This window comes from Streptomyces sp. NPDC058284 (assembly GCF_042881135.1).
Classification (GTDB): domain Bacteria; phylum Actinomycetota; class Actinomycetes; order Streptomycetales; family Streptomycetaceae; genus Streptomyces.
In genome coordinates this window covers 60,913-82,145 of the sequence record NZ_JBHVYE010000022.1, presented here as the reverse complement: position 1 = coordinate 82,145, position 21,233 = coordinate 60,913, and the positions used below count along the sequence as shown (strand labels likewise).

Annotated in this window: 23 protein-coding genes; 9 read left to right on the top strand and 14 right to left on the bottom strand. The window is 71.7% G+C overall.

The features are described from left to right. The first annotated feature begins 225 nt into the window (after window positions 1-225). The gene (locus ACFVYR_RS27235) at window positions 226-735 is read left to right on the top strand and encodes a hypothetical protein (RefSeq protein ID WP_384258083.1); all 510 of its coding nucleotides are present in this window, start codon (window positions 226-228) and stop codon (window positions 733-735) included. Here the strand turns inward: ACFVYR_RS27235 and ACFVYR_RS27230 are convergent. After that, entirely contained in the window at window positions 695-1,870 is a 1,176-nt protein-coding gene (locus tag ACFVYR_RS27230; protein WP_384258081.1) for an acyl-CoA dehydrogenase family protein, read from the bottom strand. The genes ACFVYR_RS27235 and ACFVYR_RS27230 overlap by 41 nt on opposite strands. A gap of 347 nt (window positions 1,871-2,217) precedes the next feature. On the opposite strand from ACFVYR_RS27230, the gene ACFVYR_RS27225 reads away from it, so the two are divergent. Next, window positions 2,218-3,480, top strand: a complete 1,263-nt coding sequence (locus ACFVYR_RS27225; RefSeq protein ID WP_384258079.1) for a glycoside hydrolase family 18 protein — start codon at window positions 2,218-2,220, stop codon at window positions 3,478-3,480. 93 nt (window positions 3,481-3,573) lie between these two features. Here the strand turns inward: ACFVYR_RS27225 and ACFVYR_RS27220 are convergent, their stop codons facing one another. Beyond that, the gene (locus ACFVYR_RS27220; protein WP_384258077.1) at window positions 3,574-4,197 is read right to left on the bottom strand and encodes a TetR/AcrR family transcriptional regulator; all 624 of its coding nucleotides are present in this window, start codon (window positions 4,195-4,197) and stop codon (window positions 3,574-3,576) included. A 234-nt stretch (window positions 4,198-4,431) separates the two neighbouring features. Here ACFVYR_RS27220 and ACFVYR_RS27215 point away from each other — a divergent pair, with 234 nt between their 5' ends. The 3 genes from ACFVYR_RS27215 to ACFVYR_RS27205 are packed head-to-tail and all read left to right on the top strand — an operon-like array spanning window position 4,432 to window position 6,908. Beyond that, a complete protein-coding gene (locus ACFVYR_RS27215) occupies window positions 4,432-4,953 on the top strand; it encodes a DUF6230 family protein (RefSeq protein WP_384258104.1) in 522 nt (173 codons plus the stop codon). Next, window positions 4,944-5,942 carry a DUF6114 domain-containing protein gene (locus ACFVYR_RS27210; protein ID WP_384258075.1) on the top strand — a complete coding sequence of 333 codons (999 nt, stop codon included), beginning with the start codon at window positions 4,944-4,946 and terminating at the stop codon, window positions 5,940-5,942. Before ACFVYR_RS27215 ends, ACFVYR_RS27210 begins: the two co-directional genes overlap by 10 nt. Window positions 5,943-5,966: 24 nt before the next feature. After that, the gene (locus ACFVYR_RS27205; protein ID WP_384258073.1) at window positions 5,967-6,908 is read left to right on the top strand and encodes a hypothetical protein; all 942 of its coding nucleotides are present in this window, start codon (window positions 5,967-5,969) and stop codon (window positions 6,906-6,908) included. On the opposite strand, the gene ACFVYR_RS27200 is transcribed toward ACFVYR_RS27205, so the two are convergent. Next, window positions 6,886-7,032, bottom strand: a complete 147-nt coding sequence (locus tag ACFVYR_RS27200; protein WP_384258071.1) for an SCO1431 family membrane protein — start codon at window positions 7,030-7,032, stop codon at window positions 6,886-6,888. The two genes, ACFVYR_RS27205 and ACFVYR_RS27200, sit on opposite strands and share 23 nt — an antisense overlap. A gap of 224 nt (window positions 7,033-7,256) precedes the next feature. Here ACFVYR_RS27200 and ACFVYR_RS27195 point away from each other — a divergent pair, with 224 nt between their 5' ends. Then, window positions 7,257-8,744 (top strand): M1 family metallopeptidase, encoded by a 1,488-nt coding sequence (locus tag ACFVYR_RS27195; RefSeq protein WP_384258069.1) that lies wholly within the window; start codon window positions 7,257-7,259, stop codon window positions 8,742-8,744. Window positions 8,745-8,824: 80 nt separating this feature from the next. Next, window positions 8,825-9,007, top strand: a complete 183-nt coding sequence (locus ACFVYR_RS27190) for a CsbD family protein (RefSeq protein WP_384258066.1) — start codon at window positions 8,825-8,827, stop codon at window positions 9,005-9,007. A gap of 205 nt (window positions 9,008-9,212) precedes the next feature. Here the strand turns inward: ACFVYR_RS27190 and ACFVYR_RS27185 are convergent, their stop codons facing one another. The 3 genes from ACFVYR_RS27185 to ACFVYR_RS27175 all read right to left on the bottom strand — a co-directional run bounded on the left by ACFVYR_RS27185 (window position 9,213) and on the right by ACFVYR_RS27175 (window position 11,063). Then, window positions 9,213-9,362 carry a hypothetical protein gene (locus ACFVYR_RS27185; RefSeq protein ID WP_384258063.1) on the bottom strand — a complete coding sequence of 50 codons (150 nt, stop codon included), beginning with the start codon at window positions 9,360-9,362 and terminating at the stop codon, window positions 9,213-9,215. After that, entirely contained in the window at window positions 9,359-9,550 is a 192-nt protein-coding gene (locus ACFVYR_RS27180; protein ID WP_384258061.1) for a hypothetical protein, read from the bottom strand. Before ACFVYR_RS27180 ends, ACFVYR_RS27185 begins: the two co-directional genes overlap by 4 nt. Window positions 9,551-9,707: 157 nt before the next feature. Further along, window positions 9,708-11,063 carry a peptidase C39 family protein gene (locus ACFVYR_RS27175; RefSeq protein WP_384258059.1) on the bottom strand — a complete coding sequence of 452 codons (1,356 nt, stop codon included), beginning with the start codon at window positions 11,061-11,063 and terminating at the stop codon, window positions 9,708-9,710. Between the two features lie 308 nt (window positions 11,064-11,371). Here ACFVYR_RS27175 and ACFVYR_RS27170 point away from each other — a divergent pair, with 308 nt between their 5' ends. After that, window positions 11,372-12,025, top strand: a complete 654-nt coding sequence (locus ACFVYR_RS27170; protein ID WP_384258056.1) for a uridine kinase — start codon at window positions 11,372-11,374, stop codon at window positions 12,023-12,025. Between the two features lie 457 nt (window positions 12,026-12,482). Further along, complete coding sequence (locus tag ACFVYR_RS27165) at window positions 12,483-14,414, top strand: AAA family ATPase (protein ID WP_384258054.1); 1,932 nt, start codon at window positions 12,483-12,485, stop codon at window positions 14,412-14,414. Between the two features lie 73 nt (window positions 14,415-14,487). On the opposite strand, the gene ACFVYR_RS27160 is transcribed toward ACFVYR_RS27165, so the two are convergent. The 8 genes from ACFVYR_RS27160 to ACFVYR_RS27125 form a co-directional block, all read right to left on the bottom strand. After that, window positions 14,488-15,573 carry a hemolysin family protein gene (locus ACFVYR_RS27160; protein ID WP_384258052.1) on the bottom strand — a complete coding sequence of 362 codons (1,086 nt, stop codon included), beginning with the start codon at window positions 15,571-15,573 and terminating at the stop codon, window positions 14,488-14,490. Further along, on the bottom strand, window positions 15,570-16,925 hold the full coding sequence (locus ACFVYR_RS27155) for a hemolysin family protein (RefSeq protein WP_384258049.1): 1,356 nt from the start codon (window positions 16,923-16,925) through the stop codon (window positions 15,570-15,572). The genes ACFVYR_RS27160 and ACFVYR_RS27155 overlap by 4 nt, the downstream gene beginning before the upstream one ends. A gap of 203 nt (window positions 16,926-17,128) precedes the next feature. Beyond that, window positions 17,129-17,578, bottom strand: coding sequence for a PH domain-containing protein (locus ACFVYR_RS27150; protein ID WP_384258047.1), 450 nt, complete (start codon window positions 17,576-17,578; stop codon window positions 17,129-17,131). A 21-nt stretch (window positions 17,579-17,599) separates the two neighbouring features. Further along, window positions 17,600-18,448, bottom strand: a complete 849-nt coding sequence (gene hisG, locus ACFVYR_RS27145) for an ATP phosphoribosyltransferase (protein WP_384258045.1) — start codon at window positions 18,446-18,448, stop codon at window positions 17,600-17,602. Window positions 18,449-18,499: 51 nt separating this feature from the next. After that, window positions 18,500-18,772 (bottom strand): phosphoribosyl-ATP diphosphatase, encoded by a 273-nt coding sequence (locus ACFVYR_RS27140; protein WP_165257686.1) that lies wholly within the window; start codon window positions 18,770-18,772, stop codon window positions 18,500-18,502. 35 nt (window positions 18,773-18,807) lie between these two features. Then, complete coding sequence (gene ribH / locus ACFVYR_RS27135) at window positions 18,808-19,293, bottom strand: 6,7-dimethyl-8-ribityllumazine synthase (RefSeq protein WP_384258041.1); 486 nt, start codon at window positions 19,291-19,293, stop codon at window positions 18,808-18,810. Window positions 19,294-19,328: 35 nt separating this feature from the next. Beyond that, complete coding sequence (locus tag ACFVYR_RS27130) at window positions 19,329-20,618, bottom strand: bifunctional 3,4-dihydroxy-2-butanone-4-phosphate synthase/GTP cyclohydrolase II (RefSeq protein WP_384258039.1); 1,290 nt, start codon at window positions 20,616-20,618, stop codon at window positions 19,329-19,331. Beyond that, entirely contained in the window at window positions 20,615-21,202 is a 588-nt protein-coding gene (locus ACFVYR_RS27125) for a nicotinamide riboside transporter PnuC (RefSeq protein WP_384258102.1), read from the bottom strand. Before ACFVYR_RS27125 ends, ACFVYR_RS27130 begins: the two co-directional genes overlap by 4 nt. Between the last annotated feature and the right edge of the window lie 31 nt (window positions 21,203-21,233).

Sequence of the window (21,233 nt, the reverse complement as noted above, 5' to 3'; positions counted from 1 at the left end):
GAGCGGTGCGGACCGCCGACGCGGAGTTGACGGTACGTCAGTTCGCGGAACGGAGCCAGAGAGGCGGCAGGCCGTTCGCGGATCGCGCGGCGCGTCCCGCGCCGGGCGCGCGGCATGCCGTACGTGCGCCTCCCGCACCGCCACCGCGCCGCCCGGGCAGCCCATGCACAGACGCTCGATTCCCCGGGGCGGTGACTTCCGCCCGGCACCGGGCGTTGGCCGTGTATGACCCCCACGGACATGGGCACGGACACGGGCATCGACACGGGCCCGGCGCACCTCCCCAACGGCCGCCGGCGGCGCACTCTGGTGGCGTTGCCCGCCTCCGCAGAATCGGTTCCCCGGCGGTCGCAGGACCCGTCGGCGCACCAGGCGCAGTACCCGCCGCAGCACCAGGCACCACAGCAGTCGGCGCACCAGTCGGCGCGTCCGCCCCAGCCGCACCAGCACGTGTACCAGCAGCCGAACCCGAACCCGTACATGTACCAGCACCCGAGCCGGCCCCACCAGCAGGCATATCAGCAGCCGTACCAGCAGATGCAGCCGCAGCCACAGGCTCAGCAGGCTCAGGCTCAGGATCCGCCGATCTACGGCGCGCTGATCCGCCACTGGGCCGACCGCGGCCGGACGCTGCCGGGGCGCCACGACCCCGAGTGGGCGCGGCTCGTGGCTTCGCCGGTGCGCCTCGGCCAGTTCAGCGCCGCGAGTCGGGACCCGCGAGGTGACGCGCGATGACCATGCGCTGGATCTGATTGGTGCCCTCGACGATCTGCAGCACCTTGGCCTCGCGCATGAGGCGCTCCACGGGGAAGTCCGCGGTGTAGCCGTACCCCCCGAGGACCTGCACGGCGTCCGTGGTCACCTTCATCGCGGCGTCCGTGCACAGCAGCTTGGCCATGGCCGCCTGCTTGGCGAACGGCCGTCCCGCGTCGCGGAGCCTCGCCGCGGCCAGATAGAGCGCCCGGCCCGCCTCGATCTGGGTCGCCATGTCCGCGAGCATGAAGCGCAGGCCCTGGAAGTCGGCGATGGGCCGGCCGAACTGCTTGCGCTCGGTGGCGTACGCGACGGCCTCGTCGAGCGCCGCCTGGGCCACGCCGATCGCGCAGGCCGCGATGCCGAGCCGCCCCGAGTCCAGCGCGGAGAGCGCGATGGCGAAGCCCTGCCCCTCGTCGCCGATGCGGCGTGAGTCGGGAACGCGGACGCCGTCGAAGTGGATCTGGGCGGTGGGCGAGCCCTTCATGCCCATCTTCTTCTCGGGCACCGCGGCGCTCAGGCCCTCGGCGTCGCCAGGGACCAGGAAGGCCGTGACGCCGCGCGGGCCGTCGACGCCGGTCCTGGCCATGACGGTGTAGAAGTCGGCGATGCCGCCGTGGGTGATCCACGCCTTGGTGCCGGTGACGCCCCAGTCGCCGTCGTCCGCGACGGCCTTCGTGCGCAGCGACGCGGCGTCGGATCCCGCCGCGGGCTCGGACAGGCAGTACGCCCCGAGGAGGCCGCCGCCGAGCATGTCCGGCAGGTGCTCGGCCTGCTGCTCCTTGGTGCCGTAACCGGCGAGCGCGTGGCAGGAGAGGGTGTGGACGCTGACGCCGAGACCGACGGTCAGGCGCGCGGCGGCGAGCTCCTCCAGAACCTGCAGATAGACCTCGTACGGCTGGTCGCCGCCGCCGAACTCCTCCGCGTACGGCAGTCCGAGGAGGCCGGATTCGGAGAGCAGCGTGAAGATCTCGCGGGGGAAGCGCCCGGCGTCCTCTTCCTCGGCCGCCTTCGGGGCGATCTCGCGCTGGGCGATGTCCCGGACCAGCGAGAGCAGATCCCTGGCCTCGTCCGTGGGCAGTTGACGCTCCACCGACGGCGCGATGTGGTCGGGCATGACGCTCTCCTCCCTGTGGGGCTGCGGCGGACGCCCGCGCTGGGTGGGGCGGCGCCGCCGGGAAACGTTGCCCAGCCAGGGTCTCCCTCCGGGTCACGGAAGCAGCTGACCAGCGGCTGTGGCGCGTTGAGTATGCCCGATCGATGGCGGCCAGTCACTAGTTAACGACCGCTTACTCGAAAGACAGCCGAAGATCGCCGTCGGCGGTCCGATTGGTACGAACCATTGACGCACTGGTCTAGTCCTCCTACTGTTCCCCCGAACGACTTAACGCGTTCATGCCAAGCCTTACCAGCAGGTCCACAGCACCACTTCCCCCTCCCTGGTTCCCCCCACAAGGAGACAAGATGCTCAGACCGCACACCCCCCGCGCCTCCCTGCGGGCGCTCCTCGCCACCACCTGTTGCGCCGTTCTCGGCGCCGGTCTGCTGGCCGGCGCGGGCAGCGCCGCCGCCGAGCAGGACAAGGGCGCCCCGGCGAAGGCGACGGCCGATTCGAAGGTCTCCGCCGGCTCCAAGGTCGTCGGCTACTTCACCGAATGGGGCGTCTACGACCGGAATTACCACGTCAAGAACATCGAGACGTCCGGTTCGGCCAACAAGCTCACGCACATCAACTACTCCTTCGGCAACGTCCAGGGCGGCAAGTGCGCGATGGGCGACGCCTACGCGGCGACCGACAAGGCGTACACCGCCGACCAGTCCGTGGACGGCGTCGCCGACACCTGGGACCAGCCCCTGCGCGGCAACTTCAACCAGCTGCGCAAGCTGAAGAAGAAGCACCCCGACCTCAAGGTCCTCTGGTCCTTCGGGGGCTGGACCTGGTCGGGCGGCTTCACCGAGGCGGCGAAGAACCCCGCCGCCTTCGCCCAGTCCTGCTACGACCTGGTCGAGAACTCCAAGTGGGCCGATGTCTTCGACGGCATCGACATCGACTGGGAGTACCCCAACGCCTGCGGCCTGACGTGCGACACGAGCGGGCGCGCGGCGTACAAGAACCTGATGTCCGCGGTCCGTTCGAAATTCGGGAGCAAGAACCTGGTGACCGCGGCGATCCCCGCGGACGCCTCGGACGGCGGCAAGATCGACGCCGCCGACTACGCGGGCGCGGCCCAGTACGTCGACTGGTACAACCCGATGACGTACGACTTCTTCGGCGCCTGGGACGCGAAGGGCCCGACGGCCCCGCACTCGCCGCTCACCTCGTACAGCGGCATCCCCAAGGCGTCCTGGAACTCCGACGCGACGATCAAGAAGCTGAAGGCGCTCGGCATTCCGTCCCAGAAGCTGCTGCTCGGCATCGGCTTCTACGGCCGCGGCTGGACCGGCGTCACGCAGAAGGAGCCGGGCGGCACCGCGACGGGCCCGGCGGCGGGCAAGTACGAGCAGGGCATCGAGGACTACAAGATCCTCAAGACCAAGTGCCCGGCCAACGGCACGGTCGGCGGAACGGCGTACGCGTACTGCGGCAACAACTGGTGGAGCTACGACACCCCGGCGACCATCGCGGGAAAGATGGGCTACAAGAACCAGCAGGGCCTCGGCGGCACCTTCTTCTGGGAGCTGAGCGGGGACACGTCCAACGGTGAGCTGATCAAGGCGATCAACTGACGTCGCGTACACGGTGAACGGGGGGGGCGGGAGCCGGCGGGCTCCCGCCCTTCCGCTTGCGGTCGGGGCGTACTGCCGCTCGGATACGCCCCCTCAGGGGCGCGCCGGCGCCGGATACGAGGGCTCGAAGTCCTCGATGACCCGCATCGTGTCGCCGAGCGTGCGCACCAGGAGTGCGCCGACGCTCTCTCGGGTGAGCCCCCTGCGGCCGATCCAGTCGAGCGTGATGCCCTCCACGCTGCACAGCCAGCCGAGCAGCGCGGTGCGGGCCAGCTGCGGTATGTCCGTGCGGCCGTACGCGCCCTCGGCGATCGCCGCGATCAGCGCCTCGCGCACGCCGTCGCGTATGGCGTGCACCTCGGCGTCGAAGCCGACGCCGCCGCTGATGATCGTGCGGTACGCGGCCTGGTGGTGCTCGGCGTAGCGCAGGTAGCCGTCGATGGTGCGCTGCACCCGCTCCACGGGCGGCAGGTTGTCGTGCCGCCCCGCACGCGCCACCAGTTCGGTCACGGACTCCTCGATGATCGCGAGGTAGTAGCCGCGCTTGGACTTGAAGTAGTAGTAGATCAGCCCTTTGGCGACGCCCGCCTGCTTCGCGATGTCGTCCATCGAGAGGGCGTCGTAGGACGTGTCGGCGAACAGCTTGCGGCCGATGGCGATGAGTTCGGCGCGGCGCGCCACGGAGCGGCCGGTACCGCGCTGTTGACTATTATTCAATTTCGGCCCTAGTCTCCAACTGCCTCGGGAAGTCCGCAGTATGGCAGACCGGCACCACCCGTCGGCCGCCTCCCGAAGGCGCTTCACGCACTCCCCTTACGCACGCTCGACGACGCGAAACGACGTACGGGAGGAAGAACAGTGGGCGCAGCACGCAGCGCGTTACGCGAGGGCAGGACTTCCTGGAAGAAGACGGCCGTGGTGGCCCTGCCCGCGGTCCTGGCCGTCGGCGTGATGGCCTCCGTGATGGCCGAGGGCGCACTCGCCGCGTCCTTCGCGGTCTCGGGCACCAGCTTCCAGGTGTCGTCCGGCAAACTGACCAGTGAAGGGCTGTCCTCCTACGTCCAGACGGACCGGGACGCCGACGGCAAGGGGCACCCCGTGGCACTCCTCGGGATCGGCGACGCGACCCTCACCGACATCTGCCAGGCCGCCGCGGTGAAGACACCGGTCGGGACCGTCGTGTTCAAGCTGACCGCGGGCGGCGACGCCGGCAACGTCACAGCCAGCAACCTCGTCATCGACGGCGAGGACCTGGTCGGCGACGCCCGCTTCGGCACCGCGGAGATCGGCCGGGACGCCTCCACGCTCGACGAGGTGCCCGGGGTCAAGGGTCCGAAGGGCAAGTTCGGGCTGCAGGCCGGGGACATCGAGGTCGCCGGGGTGAAGTCGCACGCCTGGTCGGCGACCGGCGGCAACTTCCGGCTCAAGGGCATGCGGGTGGACGTCAGCCTCGGCGGCAAGAAGTGCTTCTGACCGGCGGCGGCAGGGGCGGGGTCAGACCCTTCCGCGCGGACGGCGGCGGCTGGCTCGACCGCCGCCTCCCGTGGCCCGGCCCGCGCCGGATCATGCGCAGGTGGCGGCGGACCCGGCCGTTCTGGGGCGGCCTGCTGCTGATCCTCGGCGGCGCCGAGCTGATCCTGACCCCGCTCTCGCCGCTGAGCGTGCTCGTCAGCCTGGGGCTCGGCGGGATCGCGGCGCTCGGCATCGGGATCGCGCTGATCGTGGCGGGGCTCTTCCTCTGGCTGCTGCCGCACACCCACCACTACGTGAGCGTCAACGCCCTGATCCTTTCGGTGCTGTCGTTCGCGGCCACCAACCTCGGCGGGTTCCTGGTCGGCATGCTGCTCGGGATCGCGGGAAGCGCCATGGGGTTCGGCTGGACGCCGGTGCCCCAGGACGCCGAGGAGGATCCGGCGCGCCCCAGGGTGCGCGACGGACAGGGCACCCGGACGCTCGGCGTGCTGCTTCCGGTGGCGATCGTCGCCGGGCTCGTGGTGCACGGGAGTCCGGCGCGGGCGGCCCCGGGCGAGCCGGCCGCGGCCGAGGCGGTCGTGGCGACGCGCGTGCCGCCGACCATCACCACGACGCTCTTCGCCCCGCAGGGCTTCATCGTGGCGGGCGTCCGCGAGATCCCCACCGCGGACGGTCCTTTGAAGGTCATGGTGCTGCGGATGAAGGCGGCCTCGCTCACGGACTACGCGCTCACGACGCGCGACGGCGCCGGCGGTGAACTCGCCCTGGGCGCCGACACGTTGGACCTGAGCGGTTCGGTCACGCTCTATCTGACCAAGTTCAAGGGGTGCCTGGAGGGCATCCTCTGCCTCACCTTCACGCCCGACAGGCTGCCGGTGCCGCCCCTGGTGCCGCCGTTCGTCTTCATGACGGACGTGAGCGCCGAGCAGGCCCTGGTCACCTCGGACTCGATCGTGGCGGGCGGGCTCAGTCTCAAGGCCTCGGCGTGAGGGGCTCGGCATGAAGGGCTCGGCATGATCCAGATTCAGGCAGCGCTCTTCTGGGCGTACGCGATCGGCGCGACCTTCGCCCTCTCGGCCGGGCGGCAGCTCCAGGTGTGGGAGCGGATCAACGCGGGCGAGGGGCCGCGCACCCGCAGCCGGGCCGCCAACCCCTACCTGTCGCTCACCGCGCTCTTCGCCGCCGTCCTGCTGGTGCCCACCGGACTCTTCCTGCTCTGGCAGAACCCGTCCTGGGCGACCATGCACGTGGCCGGCGGCCACGAAGACGTGTGGGCGGGGTTCGTGCTGTTCTACGCGGGCGGGATCCCGGTGGCCGCGATCATCGGCTTCCTGATGGCGCAGGCCCTGGTGCTCGTGGGCGCGGGCTACTGGGCGTACCTGAGTTGCGTCGGCGGGTACTTCCTGCTGTTCGGGACGTTGATCCACGGCTGGGACGGCAGCGGGTACGAGCGCTTCCTCTCCCCGGGCGCGCAGGATTTCGCCGACTGGCCGCGGGACAGCGTCGTCAATCACGTACTGGACTTCCTGACGTCCGGGACGTTCCTCGCGCTGCTGCTCTTCGGGGCCGCGGTGATCGGCACCATGCTGGTGACCGAGATCGGCTGGCTCATGGAGGGCTGGGCGCTGCCGGGCGCCGACGAGGAGCGCAAGGTGCCGAGGCTGCTCGGCATCGCCATCGCGGGGGCCGGGATCTACGGGCTGCCGTTCGTGGGCGCGCTCGTCGCGAGCGTCCTCGTGCGGCTCGTCGGCGGCCCGCTCGGCCTGCCGCTGTTCGCCGTGGTGGCGGGCGTGACGCTGCTGCACGGACGCTCACCGGTGCGGTGGCTGTACGGCCTCGTGGGCGTGCCGGGGCGGCACTGGCGGGCGGGCCTCGACGAGCCCGCGCCACCCACGGGCCACGGCGTCGGCGCCGACGGTCAGGAGAGCGACGTCACAGCAGACCGGCCTGGGTGACGAGCATCGCGAGGACCACGACGAGGGTCCAGCCCGCGAGGTGCTCAAGGATCCTCGAGCCGTCCTCCTCGGGGCCGCCGGTGCGGGCCTTCGCGGGGAGGACGGTGGCAGAGGTGGCAGTCATGGTGTTCTCGCTGACTTCGTGCGGCAGGTGACTTCCCCCAGGGCGGTCCCCTCGCGTCCGGGACGCGGGGCGGGACCGCTCTCCACCATGCCAGCCGATCGCGCTTTCGCGGGAGAGACCTTCATCACGCCACAACTACGACGCGGTGGCGCGCGTCTAACCACTCACGACGGGGCGACCTCCCCGCCCGTTCGCCCGCGCACCGCACGACCGAGAGGTTCCCGATGAGCACGAAACGGACGACGCCCCGCCCACGCCGCAGAGGGCGGCTCGTCCTCGCCGCCGCGGTCACCGCGGCGGCCGCCCTCACCGCACCGGTCTCGCAGGCCGCACCGGCCACCACCGAGAAGCCGTCGCCGGGCGCGCCCGGCCTCGGCGACCCGATGTTCCCGCTGGACGGGAACGGCGGGTACCGGGTGGACCACTACTACCTGGACTTCGACTGGCAGGCGCCGAAGACCCCGTTCGAGGCGACGACGACGATCAGGGCACACTCGACGCAGGCGCTCTCCCGCTTCAATCTCGATTTCGGCGGCAACACCCTGCACGCCGTCACCGTGAACGGCTCGGCGGCGGGCGCCGCACGCGAGGGCGACGAGCTGACGGTCACACCCAAGTCCCCCATAGCCAGGGGGAGTTCGTTCACGGTCAAGGTCACCTACACCGCCGACCCGACACAGACACGCCACCGCGACGACGCGATCGAGGACTACGGCTGGATCCCCACGCCCGACGGCACGGTGGTCTACCCGCAGCCGAACGGCGCCCGGCTGATCTTCCCGGCCGACGACCACCCGAGCCGGCGCGCGCCGATCACCTTCCGCATCACGACGCCCGCCGACCGCACGGCCGTCGCCAACGGCAGGCTGGTCTCGCGCGCCGAGCGCCCCGACGGCCGGGTCCGCTGGACGTACGACTCCGAACAGCCGCTCTCCACGCAGCTCGTGCAGCTGGCCGTCGGCAAGTTCCGGCTGATCGACGGCGAGGGCCCCGGCGGCCTCCCGCTGCGCGACGTCGTCCCGGACGCGCTGGTCGAACCGACGGCCGCGTACCGGGGACTCACCCCGGACCATCTGACGTGGCTGGAGAAGAAGCTCGGCCCCTACCCCTTCGACCGCTACGGCCTCCTGGTCGGCGACACGGACCTCGGCGTGGCCCTGGAGACGCAGACGCTGTCACTCGTCCCGAAGGCGGATCTGCTCGGCACGCGGGTCGACGCCGAGCGGAACATGGTGCACGAGCTGACCCACCAGTGGTTCGGCGACAGCGTGGCCCTCAAGAGCTGGTCCGACCTGTGGCTGAGCGAGGGGCACGCCCGCTTCTACGAGCGCGAGTACTCCGAGCAGCACGGCGGGGACAGCTTCGAGGCCGCCATGAAGACGGCCTATCAGGCCCACGACCAGTGGCGCAGGGACTACGGCGCCCCCGCCGAGCCGACCGAGCCGAACCTCTTCAAGCGCATGCGGTACGACGGCTCGGCCCTGGTCCTTTACGCGCTGCGCGAGCGGGTCGGCGACGCGGCGTTCCAGCGGATCGAGCGGGCCTGGCTGACCGGCTTCAAGGGCCGCGCGGCGGGCACGGAGGACTTCGTCGGTCTGGCGTCGAAGGTCGCGGGCGAGGACCTGGAGGGCTTCCTGCACCCCTGGCTGTACGGTTCCACGACCCCGCCGATGCCGGGGCACCCGGACTGGGTGGTGACCCCGCCCGTGTGATCCGCGGCGCCGCCGCGCCCGACATGCGCTCTTCGTGCACACCTCATAGCGTGGTGGCATCCCCGACCAGAGGAGCCGTCATGGGCGACAGCGCCATGGACAAGGCAAAAGAGATGATGGGCAAGGCCTCGGGCAACGACCGCATGGCCGCCGAGGGCAAGACCGACAAGACCAAGGGCAAGGCCAAGGGCGCCGCGGACGACATGCGCGACAAGGCCGAGGGCGTCCGCGACTCGCTCCGCGAGAACCGCGACGACCGCTGACCCGACGCGGGTGCCCGCTCTTCCGCAGGGAAGGGCGGGCACCCGTGTGCCCTCAGCGCCTGTCTTCGAATCCCTCACCGGCCGCCCGCGTCATCCCCGTGTCCCGGCGCGCGGGCAGACGACGTGGAGACGGACCGTGGCGCCGCCCGCCGACGCGCCGTGGATGTCATGGGTGGTGTACGGCTGGCCCGGCAGGATGGCGCGGTCACAGCGGGCGCAGATCATCACGGGCCTCCCGCACCTGCTGCCGCAGCCGTCTGCCCTTGGGGCAGTACTTGAGACGCCGGCAGGGATCGCACCGGTCGAGATGGTCGAGAAGCTTTCCCTGCCTCTCGGCGACTGTCGCGAGCGTCATGCCCCGCCCCCCGCGGCACAGGACGGGCAGGCGCGGGGAAACACGTCGGCGCGGTGGTCGACGCCCGCGTCCGGGCGGCTGCCCAGGTCGACGGCGGTGGCATTGTCGAGCGTGACGCCGCACGAGACGCACGCGCGGCCTCGGCGCTGCAGTTCGCTCAGTGCCGACAGGGCAGGGGGGTGCTGCACATCCATAAGGTTCCCGCATTCCTCGATCAGGTATGACGTGACCGTAGAACGCGGCGCCGCCGGGTTGGGTGCGCGAAATGCGTGTGTTGCTCCCGGAAGGCGTACGAGTCGGAGCGCGGGCCGGGGCAGCCGTGCGCCCCGGCCCTCCCCTCCCCTCTCAGCGCACCCCGACCGCGGCCAGCGCGGACCGTTGCCGCGCGGACAGCCTGGTGGGGAAGTACAGGTAGCAGACGCCGCCGGTACCCGAGACGACCTTGCCCGCGGCGTTGTAGCGCTTCGTACGCAGCCACACGTTCTCGAACTCACGCCGCTTGTAGACGCGGCGCACCGCCGCATCGCTCGGCGACGCCGGATCGTTGGCGATCACATCGCCGTCCGCCGTGAAGCCGATGACGGTCATCAGGTGGCCCGCCGTGCCGTACCCCGCGCCCGTCAGCTCCCCCTTGAGGAAGGACTGGGACGTTATGGCCGGGATGCCCGCGGCGATCAGCGACTCCAGCTCCGTGAGCGAGGCGAGCCGGGTGACGACTCCCTGGAGGCCCTTGTACGTCGAGGCGTACGCGGCGTTGAAGGGCCAGTTGCCGCAGCCGTCGTACTGGTAGTCGAAGGTGAAGCGGGCCGCGTGGCACACCTGGGGGTCGGCGTACGAGGGATCGACCCAGGCCAGCTGCTCGGGCGTCGGCCTGCGTCCCCAGTACTCGATGATCATCTGCGAGGAGGTCGGGCTGCACCAGGCCTCGCCTCCGTTGTCGTACTCCGGGTACTGGCCCGCGTGGATCTCCTGCGAGTAGCGCGGGACCCTCAGCTCCTTGGCGAGGCCCGGCTTCGATGCGGGCACCGTGAAGCGGTCGGGAACCGCCGAGGCCATCGCGCCGAGCCGCCACACCGTGGGGGTCACGAAGGCACCGGGCCTGCGGTACAGCGTCAGGCGCAGCCGGTACGCGACGATCCGCGGGCCCGCGGCGGCGTCGTCCACGGAGAGCGTGTCGGTCCAGACCGTGGACCTGCCGTCGGTCTGGTCGTCGACGGAGGTCCGCCGGATGTCGGCCTCCTTGTCGTCGCCCGAGGTCCAGCGGCCCATCACGTACCAGGGCGTGTCCGTACCGTCGGCGTACGTGCCGAGCAGCTCGACCTGGAGCCAGGTGCCGGCCGGGGTGTCGGCGTTCCAGGACGCGATGAGCTCCGTCGCCGGGACGGTGGAGCGGTGCGTGGGCGAGGTCCAGCGGGCGTACTCCCAGGTGGCCTTCTTGCCGGTGTGCGGGTCGGTGTAGTCGGTGCTGCCCGCGGGCCGCTCGATCCGCAGGCCGGCGCGGGCTCCGGGGACAGGCACGGCGCCCTCGGCGGTGCCGGTGTGCCAGTCCTTGAGCGAGACCCAGAAGCGGTTGTCCACCGGGCGCTCCGCGCGCGGGGCCCGGCCCCGGTCAGCGGCGGTCCCGAGGGCCAGGGCGGGAGCGGCGGTCGCCGCGAGAGCGGTCACGGCGGCGGCCGTGGCGAGGACGGATCTGCGGGACATGCCGTCGGCGCGGTCGGTGCGGTGGCCGCCGCCGGTGCTACAGGTGCTGTCTGCGCTGTCTGTGCTGTCTGTGCTCTCTGTGCTGTCGGTTCTGCCAGCTCGGTCCATGAGGGACCCCCAGTCGACGTGGTTCCCGGCAAGAGCCGGAAGGTCGGGTCAGGTGCACGGAAGTGGGCCAACTATGGCGGTTCCCGGCCGACTTCTGCCAGCAGTCCGGCCACTGTCGCGCACACCAATATTGGCCTCAACCAATGGCATGACCTGCGACGGCGCGCGGAACACATCCTTCCGCGGTCGTACCCTTACCGATGATGACCGGACAGCGCCCGCCCACCCCGCTCCCCCGCCTCGCCGACACCCTGCGCCGACTGCCGCCCTCCTGCGGGCCCGTGCGGCTGCTCGCCGTGGACGGCCACGCGGGTTCGGGCAAGTCGACGTTCGCCCGGCGGCTGGCCGAGGCGTTCGGCGACGCGCCCGTCCTGCGGCTGGACGACATCGCGAGCCACGAGGAACTGTTCGACTGGACGGAGCGGCTGCGGCGGCAGGTCGTGGTGCCGCTCTCCCACGGCGAGAGCGCGCACTACGCGACGTACGACTGGACCGAGCGCCGCTTCGGCCCCGCCCGCACCCCGCTGCCGCCCGCGCCCGTGGTGATCGTCGAGGGGGTCGGCGCGGGCCGCCGGGCGCTGCGCCCGCACATCGCCGCGGTGCTGTGGATGGACGTGCCGCGGGAGGAGGCGTGGCAGCGGGGACGCCGACGGGACGGGGCGGTCCAGAGTGACTTCTGGGACGGCTGGGAGCCGGCGGAGCTCCGGCATTTCACCCGCGACCCCTCCCGCCCCTTCGCCCACCTTCTGGTGCGTCAGTGTCCAGAGGGATATGAGGTGTTTCCCGGGCCGGGTGGGGCACTCACGGGCGGCCCGGATGTCACACAGAGTGAAGGACCGTTGGCGGTCCGCTGAACCTGCGGGAAACCGCTTCCGCGCGGCCCCACAAGTTTGCGCGAGTGCCCCAACTCCGCTTGACCCAGGGCCCTTACAGGACTTACGTTCTGATTGTGCGGTCGTTCGAGACCGCCCGCAGACGCGAAGCCCCCGGTTGTTCCCCCGTGATCGGGGGCTTCGTTCTGCCCTGCGCGTCCGATTTCCGACCGCTGCGAGCCGCCATTCGCTCACAGTCGGTCACCACCGGGCCGGCCCCCTGCCGGTGCTTTCCGGCCGATCTCCCGGTGCGGCACCCTACGGCCGACCGCTCCTTCGCAGGTACGATGCGTATCGGTGCGCCTTTTCGGACGGCTGCTCTGCGCATCGAGGCAACTCCCGTCCGCAGCACAGTGGTTCAGCGCAGTGGTTCAGCGCAGTCGCCGGCGGGCACCGGTCCGGCGGTACGCAAACGGGGGCACGGTTTGTGGGGGACCTGATGGACTTCGACGCGGTGGGTTCACCCGCCCCGGCCGACCTCGCCTGGCTGCGGGGCGTCGACGCCTACACGATGGGCGCCTATCCGCAGGCGGAGGACGAGTTCCGGACGGCGGTGCGGATGGATCCCGGGATGGCCGACGGCTGGCTTGGGCTGCACGCGCTGCGCATCGACACGACGACGGCGCTGCTGCGGATGTTCCAGCACCGGGACCGCTTCGGCGAGCAGCGCACCCGGCACGCGCGCGCCCTCAACTCCTGGTACTGGCTGGGCTGGTGGGTACAGCCCGTCCTGGAGAGCACCCGCGACCTGCTGCTCGCGCACGCCTCGCACTGGCTGGACGGCCGTCATGTCCCCGAGCTGGACCGGGCGTTGGCGGGCCTGCCGCCGGTCGACGCCGATCCGCAGGTGCGCTTCCTGCACGCCTGCCGCTCCTACCTGGTCAAGGACTGGGAGCAGTTGGTGCGGCACACGGACCCGCTGATCGACGATCCGATGCTGGGCATCGAGGCCGGGCTCTTCGGCGGCATGGCACGGGTGCGCCTGGAGACGTACGGCCAGGCCGAGCCGCTTCTGTCCGCCGCCCTGATGCGCTGCCGCAGCGAGCAGCCGCAGCGCAAGGAGCTGCGCTACTGGCTGGCCCGCGCGCACGAGGGCACAGGACGCTCGGCGGCGGCCCTGCCGCTGTACCGCGCGGTGCACCGGGTCGACGCCTCCTTCATGGACACCTCGGCGCGGCTCGCGGCCATCGCCGAGGGCGACGGGTACGACGAGGCGGCCGATCTCGCCGCCGCGATCAGTCTGACCGGGGCGGGCCAGGACATGCTGGAGGGGCCCGACGGCATCGACACGCTGTTCGGCACGGAGGGGCGCGACGTACGGGTCACCGGACCCGAAACGCCCTCCGCCGGCGGCCCTTCGGCGCCCGGCGGCCCCGGCGCTCCAGGTACCCCGGGGGCTCCCGGCGCCTCCGGCCCCTCCGAGACCGACGCCGTGCGCGAGAAGGCGATCATCCCGGTCAAGCCGGGCCCCGCGCAGTTGCCGCCGGGCCCCACCGATCCCGCGCTCCTTGAGGCCGCGCTCTCCGAGCTGGAGGGCATGGTGGGCATGGAGCCGGTGAAGCGCCAGGTCAAGGCGCTCTCCGCGCAGCTGAACATGGCGCGCCTGCGCGCCGCCCGGGGCCTTCCCGTGCAGCCGCCGAAACGACACTTCGTCTTCTCGGGCCCCTCGGGCACCGGCAAGACGACCGTGGCCCGCATCCTCGGCCGCGTCTTCTACGCGCTCGGCCTGCTCGGCGGCGACCACCTGGTCGAGGCGCAACGCGCCGATCTGGTCGGTGAGTACCTGGGCCAGACCGCCGTGAAGGCCAACGAGCTGATCGACTCGGCGATCGGCGGCGTCCTCTTCGTCGACGAGGCGTACTCGCTCTCCAACTCCGGCTACGGCAAGGGCGACGCGTACGGCGACGAGGCCCTGCAGGTCCTCCTCAAGCGCGCCGAGGACAACCGCGACCACCTCGTCGTGATCCTCGCGGGCTACCCCGAGGGCATGGACCGGCTGCTCGCCGCCAACCCCGGACTCTCCTCGCGCTTCACGACCCGCGTCGACTTCCCCTCGTACCGCCCGCTCGAACTGACCGCCATCGGCGAGGTCCTGGCGGCCGACAACGGCGACGTGTGGGACGAGGAGGCCCTTGAGGAGCTGCGCTCCATCAGCGGGCACGTCGTCGACCAGGCCTGGATCGACGAGCTCGGCAACGGCCGCTTCCTGCGCACGCTGTACGAGAAGAGCTGCGCCTACCGCGACCTGCGGCTCTCCGGCTACCCCGGCGAGCCGAGCCGCACCGATCTGTCGACGCTGCGGCTGCCCGACCTGATGCAGGCGTACGGGGAGGTGCTGTCGGGGCGGGGGCCGGACACCCCGGGCCTCTGACCCGCGCGGCCCGGCCTGCGACCCGCGCGGCGCCGCCCCGCACCGACACACGTACCGCTCCCCGCTCAGGCTCTCAGCCCACCGGGCTGGCCGCCAGCGAGGCGCCCCGGCTCTCCTCCGGTGGTGTCCGCTGCACCGTGATCCGGTGCGCCGGGTCGCGGACCTCGCCGACCAGGAGCTCCAGGACGTCCTCCAGGGCGACCAGGCCGAGCACCCTGCCGGACGCGTCGGCGACCTGCGCCAGATGCGTCGCGGCGTGCCGCATCACGGTCAGGGCGTCGTCCAGCGGGAGCTCCGACCGCAGCGTGGTCATCGGCCGCCACACCTGCTGCGGCACGGCGCGGTCGGTGTCCTCCAGGTCCAGTACGTCCTTGACGTGGAGGTAGCCCATGAAGGCGCCGTTCTCCGCGCGGACCGGGAAGCGGGAGTAGCCGGTGCGGCCGGTGAGCTCGATGACGCGGGCCGGGGTCACCGAGGGGCCCACGGTCACCAGGGACGCCCGGTCGAGCAGGACGTCGGTGACCGGGCGCGAGCCGAGCTCCAGGGCGTCCTCCAGGCGCTCCTGCTCGACGGGGTCGAGCAGTCCCGCCTGGCCGGAGTCCTCGACGAGGCGGCCCAGCTGCACGCTGGTGAACACCGCCTCGACCTCGTCCTTGGGCTCCACCTTGAAGAGCCGCAGGACGACCCGGGCGCACGCCCCGAGCGCCACGGTCACCGGACGGCACAACCGCGCGAAGGCGACCAGGCCGGGGCTGAACCAGAGAGCGGTCTTCTCGGGGGCCGCCATCGCGAGGTTCTTCGGGACCATCTCGCCGATCACGAGGTGGAGGGAGACGACGACAGCGAGCGCGATCACGTAGCCGAGCGGGTGGATCATGCCCTCGGGCAGGCGGGCCGCCTCGAAGACCGGCTCCAGGAGATGGGCGACGGTCGGTTCGGCGACGGCGCCGAGCGTCAGCGAGCAGACGGTGATGCCGAACTGGGCCGCCGCCATCATCTGCGGCAGGTGCTCAAGACCGTAGAGGACCTGGCGGGCCCGCTTGGTCTCCAGGGGCTCGATCTGGCTGCGGCGCACGGAGACGAGCGCGAACTCCGCGCCCACGAAGAAGCCGTTGGCGAGCACCAGCAGGAGGGCGAAGAGGAGTTGCAGCAGGCTCATCGCACGGCCTCCGCGGCCGTCGCGCCCGCGGCCCGGACGGCACCGGCCTCCTGGACGCGTACGAGACGCACCCGCTCCGCGCGGTAGTGCCCGACCTGGCGCACCGAGAGCCGCCAGCCCGGGAGTTCGGCCCGGTCGCCGGGGGCCGGGATGCGGCCGAGCAGATCGGCGACGAGTCCCGCCACGGTCTCGTACGGGCCCTCGGGCACGTCGAGGCCGATGCGCTGGAGCGTGTCGACCCGGCAGCTGCCGTCGGCGTCCCACGCGGGCCCGCCGTCCTCGGCCGGCGCCGCGCAGAGCTCGGGCAGGTCGAAGCGGTCGTGCTCGTCGCGGACCTCGCCGACGAGTTCCTCGACGATGTCCTCCAGGGTGACGACGCCCGCCGTGCCGCCGTACTCGTCGACGACCACGGCTATCGGCTGCTCGCTGCGCAGCCGCTCCAGGAGGGGCTGCACGGGCAGCGTCTCGGGGACGAGCAGGGGGGAGCGCGCGATGCGGCGCACGGGCGTCCTGAGCCGCTCGTGGGCGGCCACCGCGAGGGCGTCCTTGAGGTGCACCATGCCGACGATTTCGTCGATCCGCTCGTTGTAGACCGGGAAGCGGGACAGGCCGGTGGCGCGGGTCAGGTTCACCACGTCCTCGGCGGTCGCCGAGGACTGCAGCGCGCTGACCTTCACGCGCGGCGTCATGACGTGCTGCGCGGTCAGCTCGCCCAGCGAGAGGGTGCGCACGAACAGGTCGGCGGTGTCCTGCTCCAGGGCGCCGGCCTGGGCCGAGTGCCGGGCAAGGGAGACCAGTTCGCCGGGGGTGCGGGCCGAGGCGAGCTCCTCCGCGGGTTCGACGCCGAGGGTGCGCACCAGCCGGTTGGCCACGGCGTTCAGGAGGGCGATCACGGGCCGGAAGAGCCGCGCGAAGGCGTGCTGCGGGCCCGCGACGAACCGCGCGACCTGCAGCGGCCTCGACACCGCCCAGTTCTTGGGCACGAGCTCGCCGATCACCATCTGCACGGCGGACGCGAGCAGCATGCCGACCACCACGGAGACACCGCCGACGCCGCCCTCGGGGACGCCGGCCGCCTCGAAGGGGCCCGCGAGCAGGCGCGCGAGGGCCGGTTCGGCGAGCATGCCGACGACGAGCGAGGTGATGGTGATGCCGAGCTGGGTGCCGGAGAGCTGGAAGGACAGCTCCTTGAGGGCGCTGACGACCGTACGGGCCCGTCGGTCGCCGTCGGCCGCGGCCTTCTCCGCCTCCGGCCGCTCGACGGTGACGAGACCGAACTCGGCCGCCACGAAGAAGCCGTTGGCGAGAATCAGCAGGAATGCCGCCCCGAGAAGCAGCAGGGGCACTGTCATGCCGCCGCCTCTCCGGTCGTGCCGGTCCCGGTGTGCCGGGAGGGGGCGGCGCAGGTACTACAGGACGATCCGTCCATCGCCGGAGGGAGTCACTCCTCGGGTAGCAGGAGCCCCGGGCCGGGCGGGCCCGTAGGGGGCGGGGCGGCGCACCGTGCGCGTCCCGCAACCAGATTAATCAAGACCGGCGGCGGAACGTCCAGGGCCTACTTGTCCTGGGCCGTACGGGCGTCGGCGAGCGCGCTCAGGGCGCGGGCGTCGGCGACGGCCTGCCGCTTGGCGATGCCGGGCTGGATGCCCATGGCGGGCAGGCTGGTGCCGTCGCTGAGGTTCAGGAACACCCAGGGGTCGCCGGGGCGGAGGTTGACCTGCACGATCTCGGCCCAGGCGAGGCGGCGGCTGGTCGCGATGTTGACGACGGTGACGCCGGACTCGTCGGCGACGACCTTGGGCCTGCTGAGCAGCACGAGGACGCCGAGGAGCAGCGCGCCGGTGAAGACGAAGCTGGACCGCTCCCCCGGGCTGAGCGCGGGCAGCAGGAACGCGATCGCCGTGATCACCACGAAGATCGCGACGCCCGCGGTGAGCAGGACGGCCCGGGTCCGCGTCGGCCGGAAGGTGACGGGCAGGGCGGGGAGAGCGGGAACGTCAGACATGAGGCGGGGGCTCCGGCCGGGTCAGAGGCGGCAGGCGTGGATGGCCGTGGTCAGGATGGCCCGCGCGCCGATGGCGTACAGGTCGTCCATGATCCGCTGGGCCTCCTTGGCGGGGACCATGGAGCGGACGGCGACCCAGCCCTCGTTGTGCAGCGGGGAGATCGTCGGCGACTCGAGGCCGGGGGTGAGGGCGACGGCCTGCTCCAGGTGCTCGGCGCGGCAGTCGTAGTCCATCATCACGTACGCCCTGGCGACCAGGACGCCCTGGAGGCGGCGCAGGAACTGCTGGACCTTCGGGTCGTCGCCGTCCGCGCCGGTGCGCCGGATGACGACCGCCTCGGAGCGCATGATCGGCTCGCCGAAGACTTCGAGACCGGCGTTGCGCAGGGAGGTGCCGGTCTCCACGACGTCCGCGATGACCTGGGCGACGCCCAGCTCGATGGCGGTCTCGACGGCGCCGTCCAGGTGCACGACGGCGGCGTCGACGCCCTTCTCGGCGAGGTGCTTGGCGACGATGCCCTCGTAGGAGGTGGCGACGGTCTTGCCCGACAGGTCCTCGATGCCGCTCGCCGTGCCCGGCTTCGCGGCGAAGCGGAAGGTGGAGCGGGCGAAGCCGAGCGGCAGGATCGTCTCGGCGTCGGCGCCGGAGTCGATCAGCAGGTCCTGGCCGGTGATGCCGATGTCGAGGCGGCCGGTCGCGACGTAGATCGCGATGTCCTTGGGCCGCAGGTAGAAGAACTCGACCTCGTTCACGGGGTCGACGAGGACGAGCTCCTTGGACTCCTTGCGCTGCTGGTATCCGGCCTCATGGAGCATCGCCGACGCAGGTCCGGACAGTGAACCCTTGTTGGGGACGGCGATGCGCAGCATGAGGTCAGCTTCCTTAACTGGTGGGTTACGGGGACGAGTCGAGCGTACGGCTCAGAGGTGGGCGTAGACGTCGTCGAGGGAGATGCCGCGGGCGACCATCATCACCTGCACGTGGTAGAGCAGCTGCGAGATCTCCTCGGCGGCGGCTTCCTTGCCCTCGTACTCGGCGGCCATCCAGACCTCGGCGGCCTCCTCGACGACCTTCTTGCCGATGGCATGGACGCCCTTGCCGACCAGCTCGGCGGTGCGGGAGGACGCGGGGTCGCCGTTGGCGGCCTTGTGCTGGAGCTCGGTGAAGAGCTCCTCGAAAGTCTTCTTGGACATGATGGTCGCCACTCTACGCGGCAGGACGGTCCCCCTCAGCGCCAGGGTTCGGAGACGGACCGCAGCGTGGTGGCGGTGGCCACGGCCGCGGTGACCGCCTCGTGGCCCTTGTCCTCGCGGGAGCCCTCGATGCCCGCGCGGTCCAGTGCCTGGTCCTCGGTGTCGCAGGTCAGCACGCCGAAGCCGATCGGGACCCCGGTGTCGACGGAGACCTGGGTGAGGCCCTGCGTGACGCCCTGGCACACGTACTCGAAGTGCGGGGTGCCGCCGCGGATGACGACGCCGAGCGCGACGATCGCGTCGTAGCCGCGGCCCGCGAGGACCTTGGCGACTACGGGCAGCTCGAAGCTGCCGGGCACGCGGAGCACGGTGGGCTCGCTGATGCCGAGTTCGGTCAGGGCGCGCAGGGCGCCGTCGACCAGGCCGTCCATGACCTTCTCGTGCCACTGTGCGGCGATCACCGCGACCCGCAGGTCGCCGCAGTTCTTCACGCTCAGTTCGGGTGCACCCTTGCCGCTCACGCGCTTCTCCTTCAGATCCTCTGGCCGTGTCGGTGTTACTGGTTGCCGCAGGCGGACACTTCGGTGGCGTCCAGCCAGGGCAGGTCGTGCCCCATCCGGTCCCGCTTGGTGCGCAGGTACCGGAGATTGTGTTCGCCGGCCTCGACGGGCATGGGCTCGCGCCCGGTGACCTTCAGGCCGTGCCGCAGGACCGCGTCGGTCTTGTCGGGGTTGTTGGTCATCAGCCGTACGCCGCGTACGCCGAGGTCGCGCAGGATCTGCGCGCCCGCGCCGTAGTCCCGGGAGTCGGCGGGCAGGCCGAGCTCCAGGTTGGCGTCGAGGGTGTCGCTGCCGCGCTCCTGGAGTTCGTACGCGCGCAGCTTGGAGAGCAGGCCGATGCCGCGTCCCTCGTGGCCGCGCAGGTAGACCACGACGCCGCGCCCCTCGTCGGTGATGCGCCGCATGGACGCCTCCAGCTGCGGGCCGCAGTCGCAGCGCAGGGAGTGGAAGACGTCGCCGGTCAGGCATTCGGAGTGGAGGCGGGCGAGGACGTCCTCGCCGTCGCCGAGGTCGCCGTGGACGAGCGCGACGTGCTCGACGCCGTCGACGGTGGAGCGGTAGCCGTAGGCGGTGAAGTCGCCGAAGGCGGTCGGAAGGCGGACCTCCGCCTCGCGGCGGACGGTGGGCTCCGAGGAGCGGCGGTAGGCGATCAGGTCCTCGATGGAGATGATCGTCAGGCCGTGCTTGCGGGCGAAGGGGACCAGCTCGGGCAGGCGGAGCATCTTCCCGTCCTCGCCGGCGATCTCCACGATGGCACCGGCGGGGCGCAGGCCCGCGAGGCGGGCGAGGTCGACGGCGGCCTCGGTGTGGCCGTTGCGCGCAAGGACGCCGCCGGGCTTGGCGCGCAGCGGGAAGATGTGGCCGGGGCGCACGAAGTCGTCGGCTTCGGCGCCGCCCGAGGCGAGTAGCTGGAGGGTGGTGGCGCGGTCGGCGGCGGAGATGCCGGTGCTGACGCCATGCGCGGCGGTCGCGTCGACGGAGACGGTGAAGGCGGTGCTCATCGACTCGGTGTTGTGCTCGACCATCTGCGGGAGGCGGAGCCGGTCGAGTTCGAGGGGCTCCATCGGCGCGCAGATCAGGCCGCGGCACTCGCTCATCATGAACGCGACGATCTCGGGGGTCGCCTTCTCGGCGGCGATGACGAGGTCGCCCTCGTTCTCGCGGTCCTCGTCGTCGACGACCACGACGGGGCGGCCTGCCGCGATGTCGCGGATGGCCAGCTCCACCGGGTCGAGGGAGAGGTCTTCGGTCGGGTCGGTGGTGTACCAGATCGGTGCCGCGCTCATGCCGGGGCTCCTTCCATGACGGGCCGCGAGGCCGCCGCGCGGGAGCGCAGCCACCAGTCGCGCATGCCCCAGAGGACGAGGGCGAGGTAGACGACGTACACGAGGCCGGAGAAGGCCAGGCCGCTGCTGAAGGCGAGCGGTACGCCCACCACGTCGACGAGCAGCCAGGCGAACCAGAACTCGACGAGCCCGCGGGCCTGGGCGACCATCGCGGCGAGCGTGCCGACGAAGATGTAGGCGTCCGGCCAGGGGTTCCAGGACAGGTCGGGGACGGCGCTGAACAGCGCGCCGACCGCGAGCGTGCCGACGGCGGTGCCCGCGAGCAGGACGCCCCGCTCCTTCCAGGTGGCGAAGCGGATGGCGATGGAGCCGTCCTGCGCCTGCTGCCTGCCGCGCGTCCACTGCCGCCAGCCCCACACCGCGACGCCGATGACGAGGAGCTGCTTGCCGACACCGCCGGACAGCTGGGCGGACGCGTACGCGGCGACGAGGATGACGCCGGAGAGGAACTGGGCGGGCCAGGTCCATATCGAGCGCCGCCAGCCGAGCGCGAGGGCGATCAGGCCGACGGTGTTGCCGATCATGTCGGACCACAGGATGTGCTGGTCGAAGGCC

What these genes read in the sequence shown, in the direction of transcription:
- ACFVYR_RS27235 (WP_384258083.1), top strand. Translation starts at nt 226, where the DNA reads ATGACCCCCACGGACATGGGCACGGACACGGGCATCGACACGGGCCCG.
- ACFVYR_RS27230 (WP_384258081.1), bottom strand. Translation starts at nt 1,870, where the DNA reads ATGCCCGACCACATCGCGCCGTCGGTGGAGCGTCAACTGCCCACGGAC.
- ACFVYR_RS27225 (WP_384258079.1), top strand. Translation starts at nt 2,218, where the DNA reads ATGCTCAGACCGCACACCCCCCGCGCCTCCCTGCGGGCGCTCCTCGCC.
- ACFVYR_RS27215 (WP_384258104.1), top strand. Translation starts at nt 4,432, where the DNA reads ATGGCCTCCGTGATGGCCGAGGGCGCACTCGCCGCGTCCTTCGCGGTC.
- ACFVYR_RS27205 (WP_384258073.1), top strand. Translation starts at nt 5,967, where the DNA reads ATGATCCAGATTCAGGCAGCGCTCTTCTGGGCGTACGCGATCGGCGCG.
- ACFVYR_RS27200 (WP_384258071.1), bottom strand. Translation starts at nt 7,032, where the DNA reads ATGACTGCCACCTCTGCCACCGTCCTCCCCGCGAAGGCCCGCACCGGC.
- ACFVYR_RS27195 (WP_384258069.1), top strand. Translation starts at nt 7,257, where the DNA reads ATGAGCACGAAACGGACGACGCCCCGCCCACGCCGCAGAGGGCGGCTC.
- ACFVYR_RS27190 (WP_384258066.1), top strand. Translation starts at nt 8,825, where the DNA reads ATGGGCGACAGCGCCATGGACAAGGCAAAAGAGATGATGGGCAAGGCC.
- ACFVYR_RS27185 (WP_384258063.1), bottom strand. Translation starts at nt 9,362, where the DNA reads ATGACGCTCGCGACAGTCGCCGAGAGGCAGGGAAAGCTTCTCGACCAT.
- ACFVYR_RS27175 (WP_384258059.1), bottom strand. Translation starts at nt 11,063, where the DNA reads ATGTCCCGCAGATCCGTCCTCGCCACGGCCGCCGCCGTGACCGCTCTC.
- ACFVYR_RS27170 (WP_384258056.1), top strand. Translation starts at nt 11,372, where the DNA reads ATGATGACCGGACAGCGCCCGCCCACCCCGCTCCCCCGCCTCGCCGAC.
- ACFVYR_RS27165 (WP_384258054.1), top strand. Translation starts at nt 12,483, where the DNA reads ATGGACTTCGACGCGGTGGGTTCACCCGCCCCGGCCGACCTCGCCTGG.
- ACFVYR_RS27160 (WP_384258052.1), bottom strand. Translation starts at nt 15,573, where the DNA reads ATGAGCCTGCTGCAACTCCTCTTCGCCCTCCTGCTGGTGCTCGCCAAC.
- ACFVYR_RS27155 (WP_384258049.1), bottom strand. Translation starts at nt 16,925, where the DNA reads ATGACAGTGCCCCTGCTGCTTCTCGGGGCGGCATTCCTGCTGATTCTC.
- ACFVYR_RS27150 (WP_384258047.1), bottom strand. Translation starts at nt 17,578, where the DNA reads ATGTCTGACGTTCCCGCTCTCCCCGCCCTGCCCGTCACCTTCCGGCCG.
- hisG (WP_384258045.1), bottom strand. Translation starts at nt 18,448, where the DNA reads ATGCTGCGCATCGCCGTCCCCAACAAGGGTTCACTGTCCGGACCTGCG.
- ACFVYR_RS27140 (WP_165257686.1), bottom strand. Translation starts at nt 18,772, where the DNA reads ATGTCCAAGAAGACTTTCGAGGAGCTCTTCACCGAGCTCCAGCACAAG.
- ACFVYR_RS27130 (WP_384258039.1), bottom strand. Translation starts at nt 20,618, where the DNA reads ATGAGCGCGGCACCGATCTGGTACACCACCGACCCGACCGAAGACCTC.
- ACFVYR_RS27125 (WP_384258102.1), bottom strand. Translation starts at nt 21,202, where the DNA reads ATGATCGGCAACACCGTCGGCCTGATCGCCCTCGCGCTCGGCTGGCGG.